The sequence below is a fragment of the Amycolatopsis sp. NBC_00345 genome (assembly GCF_036116635.1).
GTDB lineage: Bacteria > Actinomycetota > Actinomycetes > Mycobacteriales > Pseudonocardiaceae > Amycolatopsis.
This window is the reverse complement of record NZ_CP107995.1, coordinates 4,028,336-4,050,460: the sequence shown is the minus strand read 5'-3', so window position 1 is coordinate 4,050,460 and position 22,125 is coordinate 4,028,336. Positions and strand designations below refer to the sequence as shown.

The window sequence follows — 22,125 nt, the reverse complement described above, 5'->3', positions numbered from 1 at the left end:
CGGTTCTGCCCGGATGAACCCCGGATCCGGCCTGCCCGTCTCGATGTCGGAAAATGTCTCACGTCTTGTCTTGCCTGTGAAGAACCGCGCGGGCATACTTTGTTGCCATCCACAACAAACCCGGGGCGGCGCCGCCAGGCCTCCCCTCGAGGGACGAGGGATGACGATGAAGTCTCTTAAGACCTCCACCCGGTGGCGGCTGCTGGCGATTCCGGCAGTGCTCTCGGTGGCGGCGGCGGTCACGCTCACCCCGGCCGGCACTGCGGCCCCTTCGCCGGCTCCGGCGAAGGTCCTGGACCAGTTCACCGACGACTTCGACGGTCCGGCGGGCAGCCCGGCCGACGGCTCGAAGTGGACCTACGAGACCGGCGACAACGGCGGCAACAACCACGAACGGCAGTGGTACACCTCCGGGGCCTCCAACGCGGCGCTCGACGGCCAGGGCCACCTGGTCATCACCGCCAAGAAGGAGAACTCCGGCAACAACTGCTGGTACGGCGCGTGCGAGTACACCTCGGCGCGGCTGAACACCTCGGGCAAGTTCTCCACCGGCGGCGGGCACATCGAGGTGCGGATGAAGCTGCCGCGCGGGCAGGGCATGTGGCCGGCGTTCTGGATGCTCGGCGGCAGCAACTGGCCTACCGACGGTGAGATCGACGTGATGGAGAACATCGGCAAGGAGCCGACCACCGTGCACGGCACCATCCACGGCCCGGGCTACTCCGGCGCCAACGGCATCGGCGCCGCGTACAACGGCCCGAACTTCTCCGACGACTTCCACACCTACGCGGTGGACTGGAACGGCGAGAGCATCACGTGGTCGGTGGACGGCAACGCCTACGAGACCCGCACACCGGCGGACCTCAACGGCAACCAGTGGGTGTACAACCACCCGTTCTTCCTGATCCTCAACCTCGCCGTGGGCGGCGACTGGCCGGGCGACCCGGACGGCAGCACGCAGTTCCCGCAGCAGCTCGTGGTGGACTACGTGCACGTGAGCTGAGAAGTCCTTGGCGGACAAGGGATCGGCCGTGCGTGGCGCGGGCAGGCCCACCCTGCTTTGCCGCCGTGCCCCGGACGCCGCCGTGGAGCTGCCCGCTCCGCGGCGGCGGGCGGAGATCGCGTTGGCGCGGATCTCCGCGGACTCGCCCGGCCCGCTTCGGCGGGCCGGGCGAGTTCCCGTCTTCTGGCCTGTGACGGCGTAGAAATCCAGGCGCCACAGGGTTTCCCGAGTTTCCCGCGGCTCAGAGCCAGCCGCGCTCCCGGGCGTTCATCCCGGCCTGGAAGCGCGTGGTGGCGTTCAGCTCGGTCATCAGCCGCCGGACCCGGCGTTGGGTGGTGCGCGGGCTCCAGCCCAGCGCGCGGCCGATGCCGGCGTCGGTCTGGCCGGCCGCGAGCAACGCCAGCAGTTCGTTCGTCTCCGGGTCGCTGCCGGGGGAGTCGTGGCTCAGCGCCTCGTTCAGCGGCACCGCGCGGTCCCATTCCGCTTCGAACAGCGTCACCAGCGCGTCGAGCAGGGCGGACGCGTGGATGATGTACGCCGCGTCCACCACGTGCGGTGAGGAGCTGATCGGGATCACGGCCGTCTGCTCGTCGGCCAGCACCATCTTGATCGGCAGCTCCGGGCGCACCCGCGAGCGCTCGCCGTGGGTGCCGCTGACCAGGATGTCGCCGTGCAGCCGGCCGGGCAGCGCGATCGCCTCACGGTCGTAGATCACGCGGTAGGCGACGCCGTCGGTCAGCCGCCGGTGCTCGTGGCCGAGATTCCCGCCGGGCGCGCTGACGTACGGCGGCCGGTCGAAGCCGCGGATCTGCGTCCGGGCGCTGTCCTGCAGCCGGCGGACCCGGCTGTCGATGTTCTCGGCGCCGGTGACGACCTCGACCAGCTCGGCCGGGTGAGTGAACCGGCTGGCCTCCCGGTGGACCTCCATCAGGTCTTCGATCGCGGCCCGCGCGCCGCGCAGCTCGGCGGCCCGTTCGGCCGCGAGCCCGCCCAGCGCGATGTCCGGCGGCGCGGCGAGGTACCGCGCGGGCCGTCCGGGCACCCGGCTCGCGAGCCCGCCCGTGGCCAGCCGCGACAACGCCCGCGACGCCTGCTGGGCGGAAAGTCCGCATTGTTCCGCCAGGTCCACGGCCCGCGTGCGCGGATGGCCCAGCAAAGCGGTGTACACACGCGCGTCCGCGGCCGGGATGCCGAGCGCGTCCAGGTCCCGCAGCTGCTGGCGGGAACCTGCCACCTGGCGACTATTGGTCATGGTGGCTATCTTGCGCCAGCCGCGCGCGGACTGGGAAATTGATCCGATCACTGGGCGAACACCGTCGTTCCGCCCAGTCCCCGAATCCCAGCCCCCCGAACCCCGAGAAAGGGAGCGTCGTGCAGACGAACCCGCTTCGCGGCTTGCTCGCCGTCGTCACCGCGGCGGTCACCATCGCCGCGGTCACCGCCGCGCCGGCGACCGCCGCCCCGCCACCCGAACCGCAGGCCCCGCCGTCCAGACACATCGCGATGCCGGACGGCGGCGCGATCACCCTCGACGCCGACGGCACCGCGACCCGCGCCGACGCCCACGGAAAGCAGCTCGCGAAGACCGTTCTCGCGCTGCCGCAAGGAACTTCGGCCCTCGGCGGCTTCGAGCCGTCCGACGACGCCGTGCGCGCCACCTTCACGCAGACCACCGCTCCCGCCCAGCCCGGCGACGTGCTGGTGCAGCTCGCGGGCAACACCGCCATCACCGGCGCCCCGCTGGCGGCCGGCCGCCGCGCCGCGAAGACGTCCGATGACGGTGTGAACGCGGCCTTCGGCAAGGTCGGCGCCACCTCCGTCGAGCCGGTGTTCCCCGACGCCACCGACGTGCCCGCGCTGGCGAAGACGGTGCTCGTCCACCTCGGCGGCCAGGACCCGGCGGCCGCGGCGAAGACACTCGCCGCCACCCCCGGTGTCGTCAGCGCCAAGCCGAACCGGCGCGTCTCCGCGATGTCCACCGGCCCGGTGCCCGTGCCGCAGCCCGCGGTGAAAGCCGCGAAACTGCCGCAGGCGCACCAGAACCCGCCCTCGCCGGTGCCCTCGAACTACGGCGTGACCTCGTCGGCCCAGAGCTACCTCAACGCCGGCGGCACCAACGCGCTCGGCGCGTACAGCCTGCTGCCGGGCAAGCTGCCCGGCGCCGGCGAGATCATCACCAACGTCTCCGTCGGCGACCTCACCGACCAGTCGATGGCCGACGCGGGCGACGGCTACGTCAGCACCTACGGCCCGACCACCGTGGTCCAGAACGGGCAGCGCTACCTCGACCTGCCGTCGATGCCGCTGATCCCGACCTACACCGCGAGCCCGTCCGGCCGGCTCGACCCGCTCGGCTCGGCCGAGCAGCAGGACCCCGGGCTCGGCGAGGTGCTGCTGGACTTCGGCGTGATGGCCCCGCTGCCGCACGACCGGCAGCGCCCCGGCGCCACCGGGTCCGGCCTGACCGACCTGCTCGGCATCGCGCCCGGCGCGCAGTACCGGCTCGTCGTCCCGCAGCAGCCGACCACCGACCAGATCGCCGTCGCGCTGATGGCCGCCGCGCGCCAGACGCCGCGGCCGGACGTGATCACCGCGAGCCTCGGCTTCGGCACCGACACCGCGGGCTTCCCCGGCCGTTACCTCGAAGACGACCCGGTGACCCAGGCCGTGATCGCGACGATCGTGCGCCAGTACCACATCGTCGTCACCGTCTCCTCCAACGACGGCACCCGGCTCTACACCCCGGCCGCGGTCGGCCCGGACGGCGGCAGCACGCCCACCGACGTCACGCGCGACGCCCGCGCCACCACCGACATCAACGACGACGCGTTCTCCACCACGCCCAGCCAGGTCGCCGACAGCGGCGCCATCGCGGTCGGCGGCACCACGCTGGACGACACCCTCGCGGTGCCGCAGCGGGCCGGCGGCCCGGCCGCGCACAACCCGACCTTCGCCACCACGCGCACCGACGGCGGCGGCAACTTCTCCTCCGGCTTCGGCACGCGCGTCGACGTTTCCGCGCCCAGCGACGGGATCCTCGTCTACGAGCACACCTTCCGCGGTTCGGCCCACGACGTGACGCCGGTGCTCAACGGCGGCACTTCGGCGTCCGCGCCGATGACCGCGGCCGCGGCGGCCGTGGTGCTGCAGGCGGCCAAGACCACCGGACGGCCGATGGACCCGGCCGCCGTCCGCTCGGTGCTGGAGCACACGGCGCGGCCGGTGGCGAGCCCGCCGCAGGCCGACCGGCCGGTGACGGTCGGGCCGCAGATCGACGTCACCGCCGCGGTGCAGTCCGTGCTCGGCGGCTGGCGGGCCCCGTCGATCTCGCGGGTCTCGGTCGCGCACCGGGTCACCACCGGCGGCCTGGGCGGCCAGTTCCTCGAGAACGCCGACAGCGGCCGGATCGACCTCCAGACCGACGGCACCGGTGAGGGCCTGCTCGGCCCGGTCACGGTCGGCGCCGACGTGGTGGGCGCGCCCCCGGGCGCCTCGTACGCGCTGAAGGTCGGCGGGCACGAGTTCACCGCGAACGTCCCCGCCGTCCGGCTCACGCCGACGGAGATCCTCACCGCCGCCGGCCTGCCCGTACTGTCCACAGAGGACCGTTCCGTGCCGGTCACGTTCGAGGTCCGCCTCGGGCCGTGGGTGGCCGCCTCCGTCAAGCAGACGCTGACCTTCGGCCCGACCGACGGCGCGTATGCCGAAGCCCAGGCCCCGGTGGCGCCCGCGACCGTGGCCCCGGGCCAGGCGGTGAAGGTGCACTACGACCTCACCGGCGTGCGGAACCTGTCCAACCCGCAGCTGGTCGTCTCCACGCTCGGGCACTGGAACCCGGTGACCGCGCCGCTGTTCGGCACCGGCTTCGTCGCGCCGCTCACCGCGACCTCGGGTGACGTGCTGGTCCCGGCCACCGCGTTCGCGGGCGGCGCCGGGGTCTACGGCGTCGGCATCGTGCAGCGCTCGGTGACCGGCAACGCGGGCAACCCGATCTACGGCGAGTTCACCGCGGTCCGCGTCGGCGGCACCGGCGAGCGGCGGCCGGACGCGCCGACGCTCGCTGCCGGCGGTGGCGCGATGGCCCACAACGTGGAGATCACCCGCGCCGCACCGGGCTTCTCACTGGGCTACGACGTCCGCGGTGTCCCGGGCGCGACGGGTGCCGCGGTCGAGGTCTCGGCGCCCGCGCCGACGCTGTTCAACGCGCTCAACACCGTCACGAACGCCAACGGCGACCGCCGGGACCAGGGCGGTCCGAGTGCGGGATCGGTTGCCTACCAACAGCTTCCGTCGCGTAACGGGGTCACTGACCTCGATGCGGTGAAGCTCGGGCTCGGCGGCTCGCTGTCGTACAACGTCCGTGTGTTCGCCACCGACCGCAGTGGCCGGGTCCTCGGCCAGGCGTCCCCGACGTCGTTCCTCACCTTCGACGACGGTTACGCGCCCGGCGACACCGCGGTGACGAGCTTCGCCGCGGCCGCGCAAGGCACGTCATACGTCGCCTTGCGTGATCCTGGCGCGGGGGAGTCCGTGCGGGAGTACAACGCGGCGGCCGGGACGTACGGCCGGGTCGTCACCAGCGACCCGTCGCCCGACAGCGGGTACCAGGTGCTCGGCGCGGACGCGGATCGCTTGGCGCTGCTGCACTTCAGCGGCACCGGCTCGTCGCTGGAGACCTACGACACGGCCACGGCGAAGCCGGTCGGCACCGCGGCCGCCGACGGCTACACGGTGCAGGGCGGCCGGGTGGACCCCACCCGCCACCGCGCGGCGATCCTGGCCAAGCGCACGTCGGACAACGCCGATGTCGTGCTGCCGCTGGCCCTCGGCGACGGCAAGCTCGGCACGCCGCTGCCCGCCGATCCGCCGGGCGCGCCCGCGGGCGGGTTCAAGATGATCGAGCTGGACCGGACGACCGGGCTGGTGTACCTCTCGCGGGCCAGCACCAGCGCGATCTGCTTCGGCGGCGGGGCGATGGCGGTGGCCAGCCTGAACCTCGACTCCGGTGTGATCCGGCCGTCCGACGCGGGCAGCATCTGCGCCGGCGGGCTCGCCTTCGACGAGAGCGCGAACAAGCTGTACCAGCTGACCTACCGGTCGGTGAGCGTCAACATCGTCGGCACGTCCTCGCTGGCCGCAGTCACCGGTGACACGCTCGCGTCGGCGGGCACGACCGCCGTCCGCCAGCAGCAGGGCGGGTTCCTGGCCGTCGACTCCGCGCACCACCTCGGGCTGGTGGCGTTCCGCACGCCGCCGGTGCTCACGCCGTTCGGCCATCCGGGCGGGGTGAACACGGACAACAACGCGACCAGCCAGTTCGCGGTGATGGACCTGGTCACGGGCAAGCAGGTGTCGACGGCTTCGGGGCTGAACTTCGTGTCCAGCCCGTTCGGCGGCGAGTACAACTCGCTGACCGAGCGCTCGGCGCAGTTCGACCCCGCCACCCGGACCGGCTGGGTCCCCTCGTCCGACGGGCGGCAGCTGCAGCAGTTCCGGTACTGAAATCCAGTGACGACGGTGGCCCCGCTCCGGGTGGAGCGGGGCCACTGCTGGTTTCAGCGCGGCGGCCGGGCCATGATCAAAAGGGAGGACGCCGAGCGAAGGAGACCGATGAACCGACCACTGGCCGGGAAGACCGCCGTCGTCACGGGTGCGAGCCGGGGCGTGGGCAAGGGCGTGGCGCTCGAACTCGGCGCCGCGGGGGCGACGGTCTACGTCACCGGGCGCAGCACCTCCGCCGGGCCGCTGCCCGGCACGATCGGCGAGACGGCCGACGAGGTGACCGCCCTCGGCGGCACCGGCGTCGCGGTGCTATGTGACCACCACGACGACAGTCAGGTTGAGGCGGTCTTCGCGCGCGTCCGCGAGGAGCGCGGCAGTCTTGATGTGCTGGTGAACAACGTCTTCTCGGCGTCGGACCTGGCGGCGTGGATCAACCGGCCGTTCTGGGAACTGCCGGTGGCCGTGTGGGACGAGGTGGTGGGCATCGGGGCGCGCTCGCACTACGTGGCGAGTGTGTTCGCCGCGCCGCTGCTGTTCGCCGCCGGGCGCGGGCTGATCGTCAACGTGTCTTCCTCCGGCGCGGCGGCGTACCAGCAGAACACGGTGTACGGCGTCGGAAAGGCGGCCGTGGACAAGATGACCGCGGACCTGGCCCTGGAGCTGAGGCCGCACGACGTCGCCGTCGTCTCCGTGTGGCCGGGCCTGGTGCGGACCGAACTGCTCGCGCTCGGCGCCCGCGCCGCCGGGGACGGCCGCGCGGTGCTGGAGATCCCCGGCAGCGGCCTGTTCGACATCGGGGCCGCGGAGTCGCCGCGTTTCGTCGGCCGCGGCATCACGGCGCTGGCGGCCGACCCCGCCGTGATGACCTACTCCGGTGGCGTCGAGACCACCCCGGACCTGGCCGTGCGCTACGGCTTCACCGACGTGGACGGCACCCTGCCCGGCGAGGTCGCGCGCGGCTGAATGGAATGCGGAACACACCGGTTTTCGCGGTTCAGGACCGCTCGTGGCCGAGGTCGAGCAGCTCCTCGAAGAACCCGCCGAACTGCCGTTCCTGGTCGACGAGGTGGACCTCGAGGATCCAGTGCGACACCTGCCCGTTGCGGTCGGGCCCGCGCATCGGCCGGTCGCTGCCCGGCGCGATGTAGGACTCGATCTTGGCCCCGTCGATCTTCTCGTGCGGGAACTGGCCCACCAGGTGCCCGGAGTGCGCGCCGCCGAACGTCCAGCCCGCCTCCTCGGCGAGCTTCGTGACGTGCGCGTACAACTCGGCGCCGGTGACGTCCGGGTGCGTCTCGAAGTACTCGCGGCCCGCGTCGAACACCACCGGCAGGCTGTCGCGCAGGCGGTGCTTCACCGGGTCGTCGCCGAGCACGAACGTCCGGCCGAAGTCGGCCTCGAACTCCTCGAAGATCGGGCCGAAGTCGACGAACACGATGTCGTCCTCGCCGATCACGCGGTCCGGCGGGTTCTCGCGGTACGGCTTGAGCGTGTTGACCCCGGCGCGCACGATGCGCTTGTGCCAGTAGCGCTTCACGCCGAACAGCTCCCCGGCGAGGTCGCGGACGGCGTCACTCGCCTCGACCTCGCGCACACCCGGCGCGAGGATGCCCCGCTCCTGCACCTGCGCGAACAGCTCGACCGCCTTGGCCTGCGCGTCCAGCAGCCGCTCGGCGCGGACCGCCTCGTCCTCGATCAACTCGCTCATGCTCCCAAGTTAGCAATGCCACGGGGCCGGTGCGGCCGGGTCCACGGACTGCCTGATTTGGTGGGTATGGGGGAGATTTGCCGGGTGTTCCCGGCTCCCGGGCGAACTCCACAGGTTCTGCACGGAGCACGGCAAGGAAAATCTCAGGTACGGGGTGTGTTCTTGTCCCTGGCGGCAGCCGGACCACGACGATGCTGGAGCGGGACATGAACGAGCAGGAGCCGGGAGCGACCGGCGGGCAGTGGGGACCGCAGGACCACCGGAACCAGGCCGGGCAGCCCGGTCAGGAGTGGTCGGCCCAGGGCGCGGGGGAAGCGCCGGGCGGACAGGCGCCGGGACTGGGCGGGCAAGGACTCGGCGGGCAAGGGCTGGGCAGTCAGGCCACGGGCGGTCAGGCCGTGGGCGGCTCGCCGCAGGGTTACGAGGGATACCCGGGCTCCGCGCAGCAGGCCGGATACCCGTACCAGGCCGGGGCCGAGTACGCCGCCGGGCAACAGGGCGGCGCTGACTACCCCGGCGGCCAGCCCGGCGGTGCCGGGTATGCGGCCGGGCCGGCGGGGTACCCGGGCGGCCCACAGGCCGGCGCCCACTACCAGTACCCGGGCGCCCAATACCCGGCGTACGGCGCGTACCCGGGCACGCAGCAGTTCCCGCAGACGCCGTACCACCGGCCGCAGCAGGCGAAGCGGCCGTTGCGGAGCGCGGCGATCGCCGTGGGGGCGATCGGGCTGGCCGTGGTGCTCGGGCTGGGCGTCGGGCACTTCGTCTGGACCCCGGGCGGGTCCTCGGCGAGCGGCAACCAGAACTTCGGCTCGCAGAGCGCGCCGGGCGGGACGTCGAGCACGTCGATCAACCCGTCCGCGATCGCGGGCAAGGTGAACCCGGGCCTGGTCGACATCAACACCGAGCTGGGCTACCAGGGCGCCGCCGCCGCGGGGACCGGCATCGTGCTGACCGCGGACGGCGAGATCCTCACCAACAACCACGTCGTCGAGGGCGCCACCAGCATCAAGGTGACCGACATCGGCAACGGCAAGACCTACACCGCCTCCGTGCTCGGCTACGACCGCAGCCACGACATCGCGGTGATCAAGCTCGCCAACGCGTCCGGCCTGGCCACGGAGTCACTCGGCGACTCGTCGTCGGTGCAGGTCGGCGACGCGGTGGTCGGCATCGGCAACGCCGGCGGCACCGGCGGCACCCCGAGCGCCGCCGCGGGCAAGGTGACGGCGCTGAACCAGTCCATCACCGCCTCCGACGAGTCCAGCAGTTCCTCCGAGCAGCTCACCGGCCTGATCCAGGTGGACGCCGACATCCAGTCCGGCGACTCCGGCGGCGCGCTGGTGAACGCCAACGGCCAGGTGATCGGCGTCGACACCGCCGCGTCGGCCGGCTACCAGTTCAACGGCGGCCAGGGCCGCGGCGGGCTCGGCCAGGGTCAAGGCGGGCTGGGTCAAGGACAGGGCGGCCTGGGCCAGGGCGGTTTGGGGCAGGGCGAGGGCGGCCTCGGCCAGGGCGACGGCCAGCAGGGTTCGGGACAGCAGGGTGACGGCCAGCAAGGCTCCGGCCAGCAGAGCACCGGTCACCAGGGCTTCGCGATCCCGATCGCCCAGGCGCTCACGCTCGCGCACCAGATCGTCGGGGGCACCGCGTCCGACACCGTCCACATCGGACAGAGCGCGTTCCTCGGCGTCTCGGTCAGCGACGCCGGCGCCCAGAGCGGCACCGGTCAGGGCGGCCTCGGCCAGGGACAGGGCCAGAGCGGCACCGGCCAGAGCACCGGCAGCCAGGGCGCGCAGGTCCAGGACGTGGTGGCGGGCGGCCCCGCGGCCACGGCCGGCCTCACCGGCGGCGACGTGATCACGGCACTGGACGGCAAGGCCGTGAACTCCGCGACCGCGCTCACCAACCTGATGGACACCCACCACCCGGGCGACAAGCTCACGGTCACCGTCATCGGCCAGACCGGCCAGCAGCACGACGTGACGGTGGTCCCGGCCAGCGGTCCCGTCGGCTGACGCACCTCGAGCGGTAGCCCATGGGTCCGGCCAGCGGCTCCGGCAGCTGACCTGCTCCCAGCAGTAACCCACCAACCCGGCCCGGGGCATCGGTTCACCGCCGAAACCCCGGGCCGGGTTGGTGTTCTGTCCCACCAGAGTTACCGGGATCGGCCGAACCAGGTGTCCAGCGCGATCGGCAGAACCGCCGGATCCCCGGCCCAGGCGACCACGCCGTCGGGCCGGATCAGCTGGGAAGGCGGGTCCCGCACGGCCAGCACGTCCACGCGGCCGTCGGCAGCCGCGGCCAGACCGCGATCCCCGGGGCCCAGCAGGAGCAGCCCGCGCCCAGTCCGGGTGTGCTCGGACAGCCGCGACCGGCGGCCATCGTCGTTTACCGGTTCCAGGTCGGGGGAGTGCTGCCCGACGTACGAGGGAAGCCCGGCGGCGTAAGGGAAATCGTGCCGCAGCCCGGTGCCGGAGAGCAGCTCGGAGAAGTACCGGTTCGCGCCGGGCCGGTCGAGGACCTCGGCGAGGATCTCGCGTAGCGCGTCGACGTGGGCGCCGGGCGCGAGCAACGCCGACTGGGCCCGCGTGTTGCGCAGCACCGCCGCCCCGGCGGGGTGCCGTTCGGCGCCGTAGGTGTCGAGCACGGCGTCCGGCAGCGTCCCCGCGGCCACGGCGGCCAGCTTCCAGCCGAGGTTCGCCGCGTCGAGCAGGCCGAGGTTGAGGCCCTGGCCGCCGCTGGGCGAGTGCACGTGCGCCGCGTCGCCGGCGAGCAGCACGCGGCCCCGCCGGTACTCCGTGACCTGCCGGGCCTGGTCGCCGAACCGGCGCCCGTCGTCCACCGTTTCGACGGGCACCGGGACGCCGGTGACCCGCTCGATGGCCGTTGCCAGCTCGGCCGGGGACACCGGTCCCTTGGCCTCGGGCGAGGCCGTGGCGGGCTCGGTCACCCCCGCGAGGTCCCCGCCCCGGAGGAAGTCGCCCGTCGGATAGCGGCCCGCTGCCGGGACGCCGGCCGGTTCGGCGAACCGCACGCGTCCGGCAACGGTCCGCAGCAGCGGTGGTGTGCCGGGGAAAGCGAAGCCGCCGAGCTTGCGGACCGTGCTGCGCCCGCCGTCGCAGCCGACGAGGAAGGCGGCGCGCAACCGGCGTTCCCCGGCCTCGGCGCGGGCGGTGACCGTGACACCGTCCACATCGGACACGAACCCGGTGACCTCGTGGCCGCGCTCCACCCGGACGCCGAGGGATTCGGCGTGCCCGGACAGCAGCCGCTCCAGCTCCGGTTGCCAGATGCGCGTCGCGTGGCGGCCGGGGTCGGCCAGCGCCGGGTCGAGTTTGTGGATGCCCGCGAAGTGGCCGAGGACGCTGCCGTGCTCGCGTTCGAGGTCGCGGGTTCCCTCGACGTCGGCCTCGGCCAGCCGCGCGCCGAGGCCACGCCGGGCCAGCGCTTCCGTGGCCAGAACCCCGATCCCGCGCGCCTTCCGCGCCGTCGACGGCGTCGCGAGCTGTTCCAGGACCGTCACCCGGGCGCCGGCCAGCCGCAGCTCCGCGGCGAGGAACAAGCCGACCGGCCCGGCTCCCGCCACCAGTACGTCGATGTCCATCCGAAACCTCCTTAACATGTTAAGGAGAAGCCTGTCCTTAACATGTTAAGGTGTCAAGCATGCCGATCGACGTGGCCGCGACCGTGGACGCCGCCTGGGACCTGGTGGCCGCCGAAGGCCTCGACAAGCTGACCGTCCGCCGGCTCGCGGCCGGGCTCGGGGTGCAGGCCCCCGCGCTGTACTGGCATTTCAGCGGGAAGCGCGCACTGCTCGACCACATGACCGACGCGCTGGTCCGCCCGGTCGTCGAAGGCCTGCCGCCGGTCGAGGACGGCCGGTGGCAGGACTGGCTGGCGGACGCGGGCCTCGCGTTGCACACCGCGCTCGTCACCCGCCGGGACGCGGCGCTGGTCGCGCTCGGCGCGGACCTGATGGCCGCCCGCGCCCTCGGGGACTTCGCGGAACGGACGGTGGCGGTCCTGCTCGACGCCGGCTTCCCGGCCGCCGACGCGACGCGCGCGTCCGGGGTGCTGATCCAGCTCGTGCTCGGCCGGGCCGCCGAGGACCAGGCCCGCCCGGCCGTCGCGGACGAGGAGGCGCTGATCTCCGCCGAGACGTTCCCGTTCCCGCTGATGGCCCGCGGGCTGCGCGAACGCCGGGCGTCGGGCGCCACCGTCGAGGACGACTGCCGGTACGCGCTCGGCCTCCTGATCGCGGGCCTGGGGACTGGCCGTTAAGGACTCCTTACCCGCGTCCAACGCGGGTAAGGAGTCCTTAACGGCGCAAGGGAGGCGACTCAGGACCGGTGGTGCACCTCCTGCAGCCCGTACACCGGCGTCGGGATCCCTTCGTAGCGCGCTTTCAGCTGCAGGGCCAGGTACAGCGAGTAGTGCCGGGACTGGTGCAGATTCCCGCCGTGGAACCACAATCCGTCCTGCTGCGTGGGCTTCCACATGTTGCGCTGCTCGCCCTCCCATGGGCCGGGGTCCTTCGTCGTGGCGGAGCCGAGGCCCCAGCACTTGCCGACCTTGTCCGCCGTCTCCTGGCCGACGAGGTCGGCCACCCAGCCGTTCATCGAGCCGTAGCCGGTGGCGTAGACGACGAGATCGGCCTCCAGTTCGGTGCCGTCCGCCAGGACCACGGCGTCGCGGGTGAGGTGGTCGACCTGGCCGTGGGCGAGCTTGATGCTGCCGTCGGCCACGAGTTCCGCCGCGCCGACGTCGATGTAGTAGCCGGAGCCGCGGCGCAGGTACTTCAGGAACAGCCCGGACCCGTCGTCGCCCCAGTCGTGCTCGAAGCCGGCCGCTTCGAGCCGCGCGTAGAAGTCCGCGTCCCGCTCGCGGATCCGGTCGTACACCGGGGTCTGGAACGCGGGCATGATCCGGTACGGGATCGACGCGAAGATCATGTCGGCCTTCTCGGTCGTGACGCCGGACCGCACCGCGCGCTCGGAGTACAGGTCGCCGAGGCCCAGTTCCATCAGCGAATCCGACTTCACGATGTGCGTGGAGGACCGCTGCACCATGGTGACGTCGGCGCCGTGCTCCCACAGGGCGGCGCAGATGTCGTGGGCGGAGTTGTTCGAGCCGATCACCACGGCCTTCTTCCCGGCGTAGGCGTCCGGGCCCGGGTGCGCCGAGGAGTGGTGCTGGTCGCCTTCGAAGACGTCCATGCCGGGCAGCGACGGGACGTTCGGCTTCCCGGACACGCCGGTCGCGAACACCAGGTGGCGCGGCGTGAGGACCACCTCCGCGCCGTCGCGGTCGACGACGACCCGCCACTGCTGCGCCTGCTCGTCGAACGAGGCGGACGTGACCGTGGACCTCGTCCAGTACGGCACCTCCATCAGGCGGGTGTACATCTCGAGCCAGTCGCCGATCTTGTCCTTGGGCGCGAACACCGGCCAGTTCTCCGGGAACGGCAGGTAGGGCAGGTGGTCGTACCAGACCGGGTCGTGCAGGCAGAGGTTCTTGTACCGGTTGCGCCAGGAGTCGCCGGGCCGGTCGTTGCGCTCGACGACCAGCGCGGGCACCCCGAGCTGCCGCAGCCGCGCGCCGAGGGCGATGCCGCCCTGCCCGCCGCCGATGACGACCACGTACGGCTGCTGTTCGGCGCCCAGCCGCTCCCGTTCGTCGGCCCGCTTCTCGGCCCAGGAGCGGCGGCCCCGGACCACCCCGTGGTCGACGCCCCGGGGCCGGCGGTCGCGCTCCGGCTCCTCGAACCCCTTGAGCTCGCGCAGGGTCGTGAGCAACGTCCACGCGCCCTCGTCCTTCAGCCGCAGGTAGCCCTTCGCCCGGCCGGCGGCGGTTTCGAACTCGATCCAGGCCTCCGTCACGCCGCCGGCCTCGGTGGCCGGTTCGGTCGTGCGGAACCCGCGGGGATCGGTGCTGTCCAGGCATCCGCCGAGCAGGCCGGCCACGCCTTCGCGGCCCTCCACGGTTTTGAGGGTCCAGGTGAAGGAAACCAGGTCGCGCCAATAGGAATCGACCGCGAACAGCGCGGCCGCGGCCTCGATGTCACGGGCGGTCAGCGCCGCTTCGAACCGGGCCAGCCAGTCCTCCACCCGGGCCTGTGGCGATTCCGCCGGCGCGATCCGGTCGGCCGTCTGCGTCATGGCTACTCCCTGACTCCGGTGTCGTGGTGTAACCCCGATCACACGCCCTGGCGTCGCCCGGCGGCAAGGGGTTGCAGCGAGTTGCACGCCCCGGCACTGGTCGGCGGCTTTGTGCCCGGGCCGGAGGCGACCTATGCTGAACCGCCGACGGGACGCTGCGGGAGGTGGACTGTGGCCGGGCACAGCGCGGTTCCCCCGGGACGCAGCCTGCCCGCCCACGCCCGCGATCTGGTGCGGATGCACGAGGCCGTGATCGGCGGTGGCCGGCCGCCGGTGCCGCCGCGCCCGCTCGTCTCCCGGTCGTGGTCCCGGGCACTGAGCCTCGGCCTGACCGCCGACAGCATGAACGCGCGGGACTCCGTGTCCGAGGCGGAGGTCGCGCGCCGCCGGCACACCTCGCCGCTGCGGCACGTGATCGGCGATCTCCGGCAGGTGATCGGCGCGCTGTCCGATGCCGGCCACATGCTGCTGGTCGTCACGGACGCGGACAGCGTCATCCTGTGGCGGGAAGGATCTTCGGCCGTCCGGCGGCGCGCGGACACCCTGGGGTTCGCCGAGGGCGCCGACTGGACCGAGGCCAGGGTGGGCACCAACGCGATCGGCACGGCGCTCGCCGAGGCCGCCCCGGTCGAACTGCTCGCGGGTGAGCACTTCGAGCAGAACCAGCACCCCTGGTACTGCACGGCGTCGCCGATCCACGACCCGCGCACCGGCGAACTGCTCGGCGTGATCGACGTCAGCGGCCCGGCCCTGACCCTGCACCCGGCGGTCGGCGCGCTGGTGGAGACGGGCCGCAGGCTGGCGGAGTCGCAGCTGTGGCATTCGCATCGGCAGCGCCTGGAACGGCTGCGGCGGACGGGAGAACCGGTGCTGGCCGCCGGCCCGGCCCTGCTGGTGGACGCCGACGGCTGGGTGGCGCACAGCGCGGGGGTCGCGGTGGGCGAGCGGATCGCCGCGCCGCGCCCCGGTCAGGTCCTCGCGGTGCCCGGCCTCGGCGCGTGCCTGCCCGAGCCGCTCGGCGACGGCTGGCTGGTCCGCCCGGCCGAGCGCGGCCGCCAGGTGGTGCTGGACCTCGACCTCGGCCGCACGCCGTTGCTGAGCCTGCGGACCGGGGAGACCGGCTGGCGGCAGCCGGTCACCCGGCGCCACGCGGAAATCCTGGTGCTGCTGGGGAAAGCGGGTCACGACGGGCTGTCCGCCGAGGCGCTGAGCCGCGCGTTGCACGGCGATGCGGAGCACCTCGTCACAGTCCGGGCGGAGGTCTCCCGCCTGCGCCGGCTGCTGGGCGCGATCGTCGACAACCGGCCGTACCGCCTGGCCGAGGGCGTGCGGCTGACCGTCCATCCAGGACAGTGAATCCCGTGAGACGCAGGTCACAACCGATGTTGTCACATCCCGCCCGCCCGGTTCGTCAAGGAGGGGAAAACATCGGACACCACTTGGGGAGCTCATCATGGATGCTCGTCTGAACCTCTTCGGCAACCCGGCCACGGCCAAGTTCCTGAAGCAGCTGATCTCCGCGTCGAAGGTGATCGTGGACTCTCTGCCCGCCGAAACGCAGGCGCTGGTGGAGATCCGCGCCAGCCAGATCAACGGCTGCGGATTCTGCCTCGACATGCACACGAAGGAAGCGGCCCACGCCGGTGAGACCTCGACGCGCCTCAACCTCGTCGCTGCCTGGCGCGAGGCCACGGTGTTCACCGAGGCCGAGCGCGCCGCGCTGGAGCTGACCGAGGAGGGCACCCGGCTCGCCGACTCGGGCGGCGTCTCGGACGAGGTGTGGGCGAACGCCGCCAAGCACTACGACGAGGAGCAGCTCGGCGCGCTGGTGTCGACCATCGCCCTGATCAACACCTTCAACCGGCTCAACGTCATCGTGCGCCAGCCCGCGGGGGAGTACCAGGTCGGCCAGTTCGGCTGAGCACTGCGGCGCTCCGGGTACCGGGGGTGCTCCGGATGCACTGGGCCCGCACGCCGGGGCTGGGGCATCCGGGGCTACCGGGCGCCGCGGTTCTCCGGCCCACGCGGGCCGGGGCCGGGTGCCACGGGGCCCACCGCGCGGTTCCCGGGGGCGCCGCGGTCTCTGCGAGATTCCGGGTCGCAGCGGACTGCACGGGAAATTCCCGCCGCTTCGGCGAATGGTCTGGACATTTCACACAGTGGTCCAGACAATGAGGTCTCCCCGCCGACACCGGAGGCCCGCTATGAGGCGTTCCCGACTGTCCGTCTTCCTCGCCGCCCTCGCCGTGGCACTGGCCGGGGTGGTGGCCGCGCCCGGTGCCGCCGGGGCGGCGGCCCTGCCCAAGCACTCGCTGATCGGCTACCTGCACGCGAGCTTCGCGAACGGCTCGGGTTACGTGAAGCTCGCCGACGTGCCCGCGGCGTGGGACATCATCGACCTCGCGTTCGGCGAGCCGACCTCGCCGACGTCCGGCGACATCCGCTTCAACCGTTGTCCCGCCTCGGAATGCGCGGGCGTGGAGAGCGACGCCGACTTCATCGCGGCGATCCGCGCGAAGCAGGCGCAGGGCAAGAAGGTGCTGATCTCCATCGGCGGTGCGAACGGCCAGGTGCAGCTCACCACGACGGCCGCGCGCGACGCGTTCGTCAGCTCCGTCTCGGCGATCATCGACAAGTACGGCCTCGACGGCCTGGACGTCGACTTCGAGGGCCACTCCCTCACCCTCGACGCCGGCGACACCGACTTCCAGAACCCGACCACCCCGGTGGTGGTCAACCTGATCTCCGCGCTGAAGACGCTGAAGTCCCGCTACGGCAGCGAGTTCGTGCTCACCATGGCGCCCGAGACGTTCCTCGTCCAGACGGGTTACCAGTTCTACGGCGGCGGCAGCAACGGCGGTGACACCCGGCGGGGCGCGTTCCTGCCCGTGATCGACGCGCTGCGCGACTCGCTGACCGTGCTGCACGTCCAGGACTACAACTCCGGCCCGATCATGGGACTCGACAACCAGTACCACACCATGGGCGGCGCGGACTTCCCGATCGCCATGGGCGACATGCTCAAGGCGGGCTTCCCGGTCGGGGACACCGGGAAGACCTTCGCCGGCCTGCGGGACGACCAGCTCGCGGTCGGCCTCCCGGCCGCGGTCAGCGCGGGCAACGGCTTCATCGCCCCGGCCGACGTCCAGGCCGCGGTGACCTGCCTGGTGAAGAACACCGGCTGCGGCGGCTACACCCTGCGCGGCGGCGCGCAGCCGGCCCTGCGCGGGCTGATGACGTGGTCGATCAACTGGGACCACTACTACGGCTGGGCGTTCCAGGACGCGCACCGGCCGTTCCTCGACGCTCTGCCCTGAGCCGCTGTCACCCGCGCGCTTTCGGGGCTGAGGAGGGCGCGGACTGAGAGCCGCGTCTCACCGGTAGCCAACCGGAGCCGGGTCCGCTTACTCTGGACGTAAGCGGACCCGGCTCCGGTTGTCCGGGTCCCGTTGCGGGAGCGAGGCACCCATGTCCGTCACCATTCCCTTCGGCGCCACGTCGACGGCCGCGGAGGTCGTCGCGGGGGCCGACCTCACCGGGCGGCGCGCGGTGGTCACCGGCGGCGCGTCCGGGCTCGGCGTCGAGACCGCGCGGGCCCTGGCGAGCGCGAACGCCGAGGTCACCCTGGCCGTCCGCGACGTCGCCGCGGGCGAGCGCGTCGCCGCCGCGATCGGCGCGCGTGTCTCCCGCCTGGACCTGGCCGACCGGGCGTCGATCGCGGAGTTCGTGGCCGGCTGGACGGGGCCGCTCGACATCCTGGTCGGCAACGCGGGCGTGATGGCGACGCCGGAGCTGCGCACGCCCGAAGGCTGGGAGCTGCAGTTCGCCACCAACCACCTCGGCCATTTCGCCCTGGCCACCGGGCTGCACGGCGCGCTCGCATCCGCCGCCGGCGGGGCGCGGGTGGTCTCGGTGAGCTCCGTCGGCCACGTGAACGCCGACGTCGACTTCGCCGACATCCATTTCCACCGCCGCCCGTACGACCGTTGGGTGGCGTACGGCCAGTCGAAAACGGCCAACATCCTGTTCGCCGTCGAGGCCGCGAAGCGTTGGCGTGCCGATGGAATCGCCGTCAACGCGCTGAACCCCGGCCGGATCACCGGCACCGCGCTCAGCCGGCACGTCGGCGACATCGCCGCCGCGCCCGCGTCCTTCGACCCGGGCAGCCCGGACGTCTCGTGGAAGAACGCCGAGCAGGGCGCCGCGACGTCGGTGCTGCTCGCCGCTTCGCCGCTCGTCGAAGGCGTCACGGGCCAGTACTTCGAGGACTGCCAGGTGGCCGTGGAGCACCGTCCCGGCGTCCGCCGGGGTGTCGCCGCGTATGCCCTGGACCCGGATCGCGCCGCCCGGCTGTGGTCGGACTCCCTGGCCGTGATCGCCGGGTGAGTAGCCTCGATTTCGCAGGCTACGAAGCGAAAACGTGAGGACATCGATGGACCTGAACCTCAAGGGCAAGCGCGCACTGGTCACCGGCGCGTCGAAGGGCATCGGCGCCGCCGTCGCCGAGGTACTGGCGGGGGAGGGCTGCCACCTGCACCTCGCGGCGCGGGGCGCGGACGCGCTGGAAGACCTCGCCCGGCGGCTGCGGGAGGCCCACGGGGTCGAGGTGACCGTGCACGTCGTCGACCTGCGGGTGACCGCCGACCTCGAACGGCTCGCCGAAGCCGCCGCGGACGCCGACATCCTGGTCAACAACGCCGGCGACATCCCGGCCGGCTCGCTCGACCAGGTCGGCGCCGACGCGTGGCGGCACGGCTGGGACCTCAAGGTCTACGGCTACGTCGACCTCACCCGGCTCGTCTACGCGCGGATGCGCGAACGCGGCCACGGCGTGATCGTCAACGACATCGGCGCGGCGGGCGAGCGGCCCACCGCCGGCTACATCGCGGGCAGCGCCGGGAACGCCGCCCTGATGGCGTTCACCAAGGCACTGGGTGGCACCGGCCCACGCGACAACATCCGCGTCGTCGGCGTCAACCCGGGCCCGGTCGCGACCGAGCGGATCACCGCGATGGCCGCGGCCAATGACGGCGTCGCGAGCCAGCTGTCCGCCCTGCCCTTCGGCCGCGTGGCCGAGCCGCGCGAGGTGGCCGACCTGATCGCGTTCCTGGCGTCCGACCGGGCCTCCTACATCAGCGGCACCGTGGTCACCATCGACGGCGGGATGTTCGCGGCCGGCTGAACGACTCGTGAGTGTTTATGACGGTTAGAACCGTCATAAACACTCACGAGCCTTGCGCGCCGGTGCGGGTGAAGACGTGGCGCCAGTGCTCGGCGGCCCGGGCCAGGTCGGCGCCGACGTGGTCGAAGTAGCCGGCCATCTCGGCCAGGCGCTTGCCCGCCGGGGTGCCGCCGAGCAGCCCGGCGCCGAGGTGGGCGGTGGCGGCCCAGGTCTCGCAGACCTCCACCTCGCGCCGGCACGCGCGGTACCAGACATCGTCGTCGACGAAGTAGCGTTCCGGGCGGCCGCCGGCGCGGGTGAGCAGCTGCAGGCGCTCCAGGTAAGCCACCGCCTTGGACACCGACGCCGGGCTCACCCCCAGGTGCCGGACCAGGTCCGCGGCGGGCAGCCCGGCCTCGTCGCGGGTCAGCAGGGCGGCCAGCACCCGCGCGGGCATCCGCGGCAGTCCGGTGTGGACCATCATCGTCGCGAACTGCTCCTCGAACCCGGCCGCGGCGGGCGGGCCGGCCGGGACACGACGGCCGCGCTCCCGCGTCGCCACGTGCGCGCGCTCCGCGCGGTAGGCGTCCGGGCCGCCGTTGCGGAGCACCTCCCGGCTGACGGTCGAGGTCGGCCGCCCGAGCCCGCGCGCGATCTCGGCGTAGGTGGACCCGGCGGCGAGTCCTTCGGCGACGGCCCGGCGGTCGTCCTCGGTCAGTCGGCTTCCCGGCATGGCCCGAGTCTACGCCATCATTGCAACGGCGGGGAGCGCGTTGCACTCGCGACAGTCATTGCAATACAAGGGAATTCGCGTTTGACGAACCCTCTCGACGGTCGTAGGTTTCGCGGTGGAGAAAGGGAGCTACGGCCATGGAGACCACATTCACACCCGTCGAAAACAGCCTGTACCTCACGCTCGCCGGCCGGGCGCTCGACAGTCGCGCGCCGCGCCCGGTGCTCGCCGACCCGACGGCCGAGGGCGTCGCGAAGGCGCTCGGCTACGACCTCGCCGGGGCGCCGCTGGTGAAGAGCCAGGTGTTCGACATCGCCGTCCGGTCGAGGATCCTGGATGACGTCGTACGGGACTTCGTCGCCCGTCACCCCGACGCGGTGGTGCTGGAGCTCGGCGCCGGGCTGGACGGCCGGATCCTCCGCGTCGAGCCGCCGTCCACAGTGGACTGGTACGACGTGGACCTGCCGGCGGTGACCGCCGCGCGCCGCCGGCTGCTGCCCGCGCGCCCGAACGCCCACCCGGTCGCCGCCGACCTGGCCGAGCCCGGCTGGCTCGACGAGCTGCCGGACGGCCGCCCGGTGGTCGCGGTCGCCGACGGCGTCGTCGCGTTCCTGCCCCAGGACGTGCTCGTCGCGCTGCTGAACGGGATCACCGGCCGGTTCCCGTCCGGGGAGATCGCGTTCAACAGCTACACGAAGTTCCACGTCTGGGCGATCCGGCACTACCGCGGCACCGGCTCCATCGCCGGCGTCGTCGCCAATCCCGGCTTCGACGACCCGCACGACCCCGAGCGCTGGGACCCGAAGCTGCGGCTGGCCGGCGAGGTGTTCGCCACGCGCGCGCCGGAGGTCGCGCTGCAGCCGTTGGCGATGCGCTGGTTCACGCGGCTGTGCGGCCGCAGCGCCGCGCTTTCCCGGCGTGGGACGTGTGTGCTGCGGTTCCGGTTCTGAGTCAGTCCGCGTAACGGGTGTCGACCGCGACGGCCTCCCACACCGCGAGGTCGGCCAGCTGCTTCTCCAGCTTCTTGCGGATGGCGCCGACCGCCTCGGGGCCGAGCGGGAGCCGCAGCGGGGCGTCCTCGGTGTCGACGAGCTTGAAAATGGCGTCGGCGGCGCGGGCCGGGTCGTTCGGCTGCTGCCCGTCCTGGCTGCTGAAGCGGGCGCGGATGTGCTTGGCGGCGGTCTCGCGGTAGTCGTCGATGGGGTCGGAGAACACCATCGACCGGCCGGCGAAGTCGGTGCGGAACGGGCCCGGCTCCACGATGCTCACCCGGATGCCCAGCGTCGCCACCTCGCCGGCGAGCGCCTCGGACATCCCCTCCAGCGCGAACTTCGACGTCGCGTAGATCGCGTGCCCCGGGGTGGCCACGACCCCGCCGACGGACGACAGCTGCACGATGTGGCCGCTGCGCCGCTCGCGGAAGTGCGGCAGCACGGCGCGGGTCACGGCGAGCACACCGAACACGTTGGTCTCGAGCACTTTGCGCGTCTGCTCGTCGGACAGTTCTTCGAGCGCGCCGACCAGGCCGTGGCCGGCGTTGTTGACCAGGACGTCGATGCGGCCGTACTCCGCCAGCGCGGTGTCGACGGCCGCGCGGATCGAGGCGGGGTCGGTGACGTCGAGCGGGGCCACCAGCGCGCGGCCGGCGAGATCCTGGACGGCGCCGACGTCACGGGCCGTGGCCACGACCCGCTCGCCCCGGGCGAGCACGGCCTCGGCGAGCGTGCGGCCGAAGCCGGAACTCGTCCCGGTGATGAACCAGACCCGGCCATTTCCGTTGTCGGTCATGACAAACCCCCTTGAACACGTTATCTTGAGTCTCAAGTTAAAAGTACCTTGAGACTCAAGGAGATGTCC

Annotated in this window: 16 protein-coding genes and 1 pseudogene; 11 read left to right on the top strand and 6 right to left on the bottom strand. The window is 72.6% G+C overall.

Features of this window, described 5'->3' with window-relative positions; genetic code table 11:
- Positions 1 to 166 precede the first annotated feature (166 nt).
- Positions 167 to 1,000 (top strand): annotated as a pseudogene (locus tag OG943_RS17810) (glycoside hydrolase family 16 protein); the annotation flags it as partial.
- Positions 1,001 to 1,244: 244 nt separating this feature from the next.
- Here OG943_RS17810 and OG943_RS17805 read toward each other — a convergent pair.
- Positions 1,245 to 2,255, bottom strand: coding sequence for a helix-turn-helix domain-containing protein (locus tag OG943_RS17805; protein WP_328610901.1), 1,011 nt, complete (start codon positions 2,253 to 2,255; stop codon positions 1,245 to 1,247).
- A gap of 119 nt (positions 2,256 to 2,374) precedes the next feature.
- On the opposite strand from OG943_RS17805, the gene OG943_RS17800 reads away from it, so the two are divergent.
- Both OG943_RS17800 and OG943_RS17795 read left to right on the top strand, forming a co-directional pair.
- The gene (locus OG943_RS17800) at positions 2,375 to 6,505 is read left to right on the top strand and encodes a S8 family serine peptidase (RefSeq protein ID WP_328610900.1); all 4,131 of its coding nucleotides are present in this window, start codon (positions 2,375 to 2,377) and stop codon (positions 6,503 to 6,505) included.
- A 108-nt stretch (positions 6,506 to 6,613) separates the two neighbouring features.
- The gene (locus tag OG943_RS17795; protein WP_328610899.1) at positions 6,614 to 7,468 is read left to right on the top strand and encodes an SDR family NAD(P)-dependent oxidoreductase; all 855 of its coding nucleotides are present in this window, start codon (positions 6,614 to 6,616) and stop codon (positions 7,466 to 7,468) included.
- Between the two features lie 31 nt (positions 7,469 to 7,499).
- On the opposite strand, the gene OG943_RS17790 is transcribed toward OG943_RS17795, so the two are convergent.
- Positions 7,500 to 8,213 (bottom strand): M24 family metallopeptidase, encoded by a 714-nt coding sequence (locus tag OG943_RS17790; protein WP_328610898.1) that lies wholly within the window; start codon positions 8,211 to 8,213, stop codon positions 7,500 to 7,502.
- Positions 8,214 to 8,419: 206 nt separating this feature from the next.
- On the opposite strand from OG943_RS17790, the gene OG943_RS17785 reads away from it, so the two are divergent.
- A complete protein-coding gene (locus tag OG943_RS17785; RefSeq protein ID WP_328610897.1) occupies positions 8,420 to 10,231 on the top strand; it encodes a S1C family serine protease in 1,812 nt (603 codons plus the stop codon).
- Positions 10,232 to 10,371: 140 nt separating this feature from the next.
- Here OG943_RS17785 and OG943_RS17780 read toward each other — a convergent pair whose 3' ends face one another.
- Positions 10,372 to 11,820 carry an FAD-dependent monooxygenase gene (locus tag OG943_RS17780; RefSeq protein ID WP_328610896.1) on the bottom strand — a complete coding sequence of 483 codons (1,449 nt, stop codon included), beginning with the start codon at positions 11,818 to 11,820 and terminating at the stop codon, positions 10,372 to 10,374.
- A 59-nt stretch (positions 11,821 to 11,879) separates the two neighbouring features.
- Here OG943_RS17780 and OG943_RS17775 point away from each other — a divergent pair, with 59 nt between their 5' ends.
- Positions 11,880 to 12,497, top strand: a complete 618-nt coding sequence (locus OG943_RS17775) for a TetR family transcriptional regulator (protein ID WP_328610895.1) — start codon at positions 11,880 to 11,882, stop codon at positions 12,495 to 12,497.
- Between the two features lie 59 nt (positions 12,498 to 12,556).
- On the opposite strand, the gene OG943_RS17770 is transcribed toward OG943_RS17775, so the two are convergent.
- Positions 12,557 to 14,374 carry an NAD(P)/FAD-dependent oxidoreductase gene (locus tag OG943_RS17770; RefSeq protein WP_328610894.1) on the bottom strand — a complete coding sequence of 606 codons (1,818 nt, stop codon included), beginning with the start codon at positions 14,372 to 14,374 and terminating at the stop codon, positions 12,557 to 12,559.
- A 171-nt stretch (positions 14,375 to 14,545) separates the two neighbouring features.
- Between OG943_RS17770 and OG943_RS17765 the strand changes: the two genes are divergently transcribed.
- The 5 genes from OG943_RS17765 to OG943_RS17745 all read left to right on the top strand — a co-directional run bounded on the left by OG943_RS17765 (position 14,546) and on the right by OG943_RS17745 (position 19,556).
- Positions 14,546 to 15,730, top strand: coding sequence for a transcriptional regulator (locus OG943_RS17765; RefSeq protein ID WP_328610893.1), 1,185 nt, complete (start codon positions 14,546 to 14,548; stop codon positions 15,728 to 15,730).
- 97 nt (positions 15,731 to 15,827) lie between these two features.
- The gene (locus OG943_RS17760; RefSeq protein WP_328610892.1) at positions 15,828 to 16,295 is read left to right on the top strand and encodes a carboxymuconolactone decarboxylase family protein; all 468 of its coding nucleotides are present in this window, start codon (positions 15,828 to 15,830) and stop codon (positions 16,293 to 16,295) included.
- 283 nt (positions 16,296 to 16,578) lie between these two features.
- Entirely contained in the window at positions 16,579 to 17,691 is a 1,113-nt protein-coding gene (locus OG943_RS17755) for a chitinase (protein ID WP_328610891.1), read from the top strand.
- Between the two features lie 151 nt (positions 17,692 to 17,842).
- Positions 17,843 to 18,760, top strand: coding sequence for an SDR family NAD(P)-dependent oxidoreductase (locus tag OG943_RS17750; protein ID WP_328610890.1), 918 nt, complete (start codon positions 17,843 to 17,845; stop codon positions 18,758 to 18,760).
- A gap of 46 nt (positions 18,761 to 18,806) precedes the next feature.
- Positions 18,807 to 19,556: a short-chain dehydrogenase/reductase gene (locus tag OG943_RS17745; protein WP_328610889.1), complete on the top strand. Its 750-nt coding sequence runs from the start codon at positions 18,807 to 18,809 to the stop codon at positions 19,554 to 19,556.
- A gap of 43 nt (positions 19,557 to 19,599) precedes the next feature.
- Here OG943_RS17745 and OG943_RS17740 read toward each other — a convergent pair whose 3' ends face one another.
- Complete coding sequence (locus tag OG943_RS17740; protein ID WP_328610888.1) at positions 19,600 to 20,268, bottom strand: GbsR/MarR family transcriptional regulator; 669 nt, start codon at positions 20,266 to 20,268, stop codon at positions 19,600 to 19,602.
- 137 nt (positions 20,269 to 20,405) lie between these two features.
- Here OG943_RS17740 and OG943_RS17735 point away from each other — a divergent pair, with 137 nt between their 5' ends.
- Complete coding sequence (locus OG943_RS17735) at positions 20,406 to 21,218, top strand: class I SAM-dependent methyltransferase (RefSeq protein WP_328610887.1); 813 nt, start codon at positions 20,406 to 20,408, stop codon at positions 21,216 to 21,218.
- A gap of 1 nt (position 21,219) precedes the next feature.
- Here the strand turns inward: OG943_RS17735 and OG943_RS17730 are convergent, their stop codons facing one another.
- Positions 21,220 to 22,056 (bottom strand): oxidoreductase, encoded by an 837-nt coding sequence (locus OG943_RS17730; protein WP_328610886.1) that lies wholly within the window; start codon positions 22,054 to 22,056, stop codon positions 21,220 to 21,222.
- Positions 22,057 to 22,125: the final 69 nt, after the last annotated feature.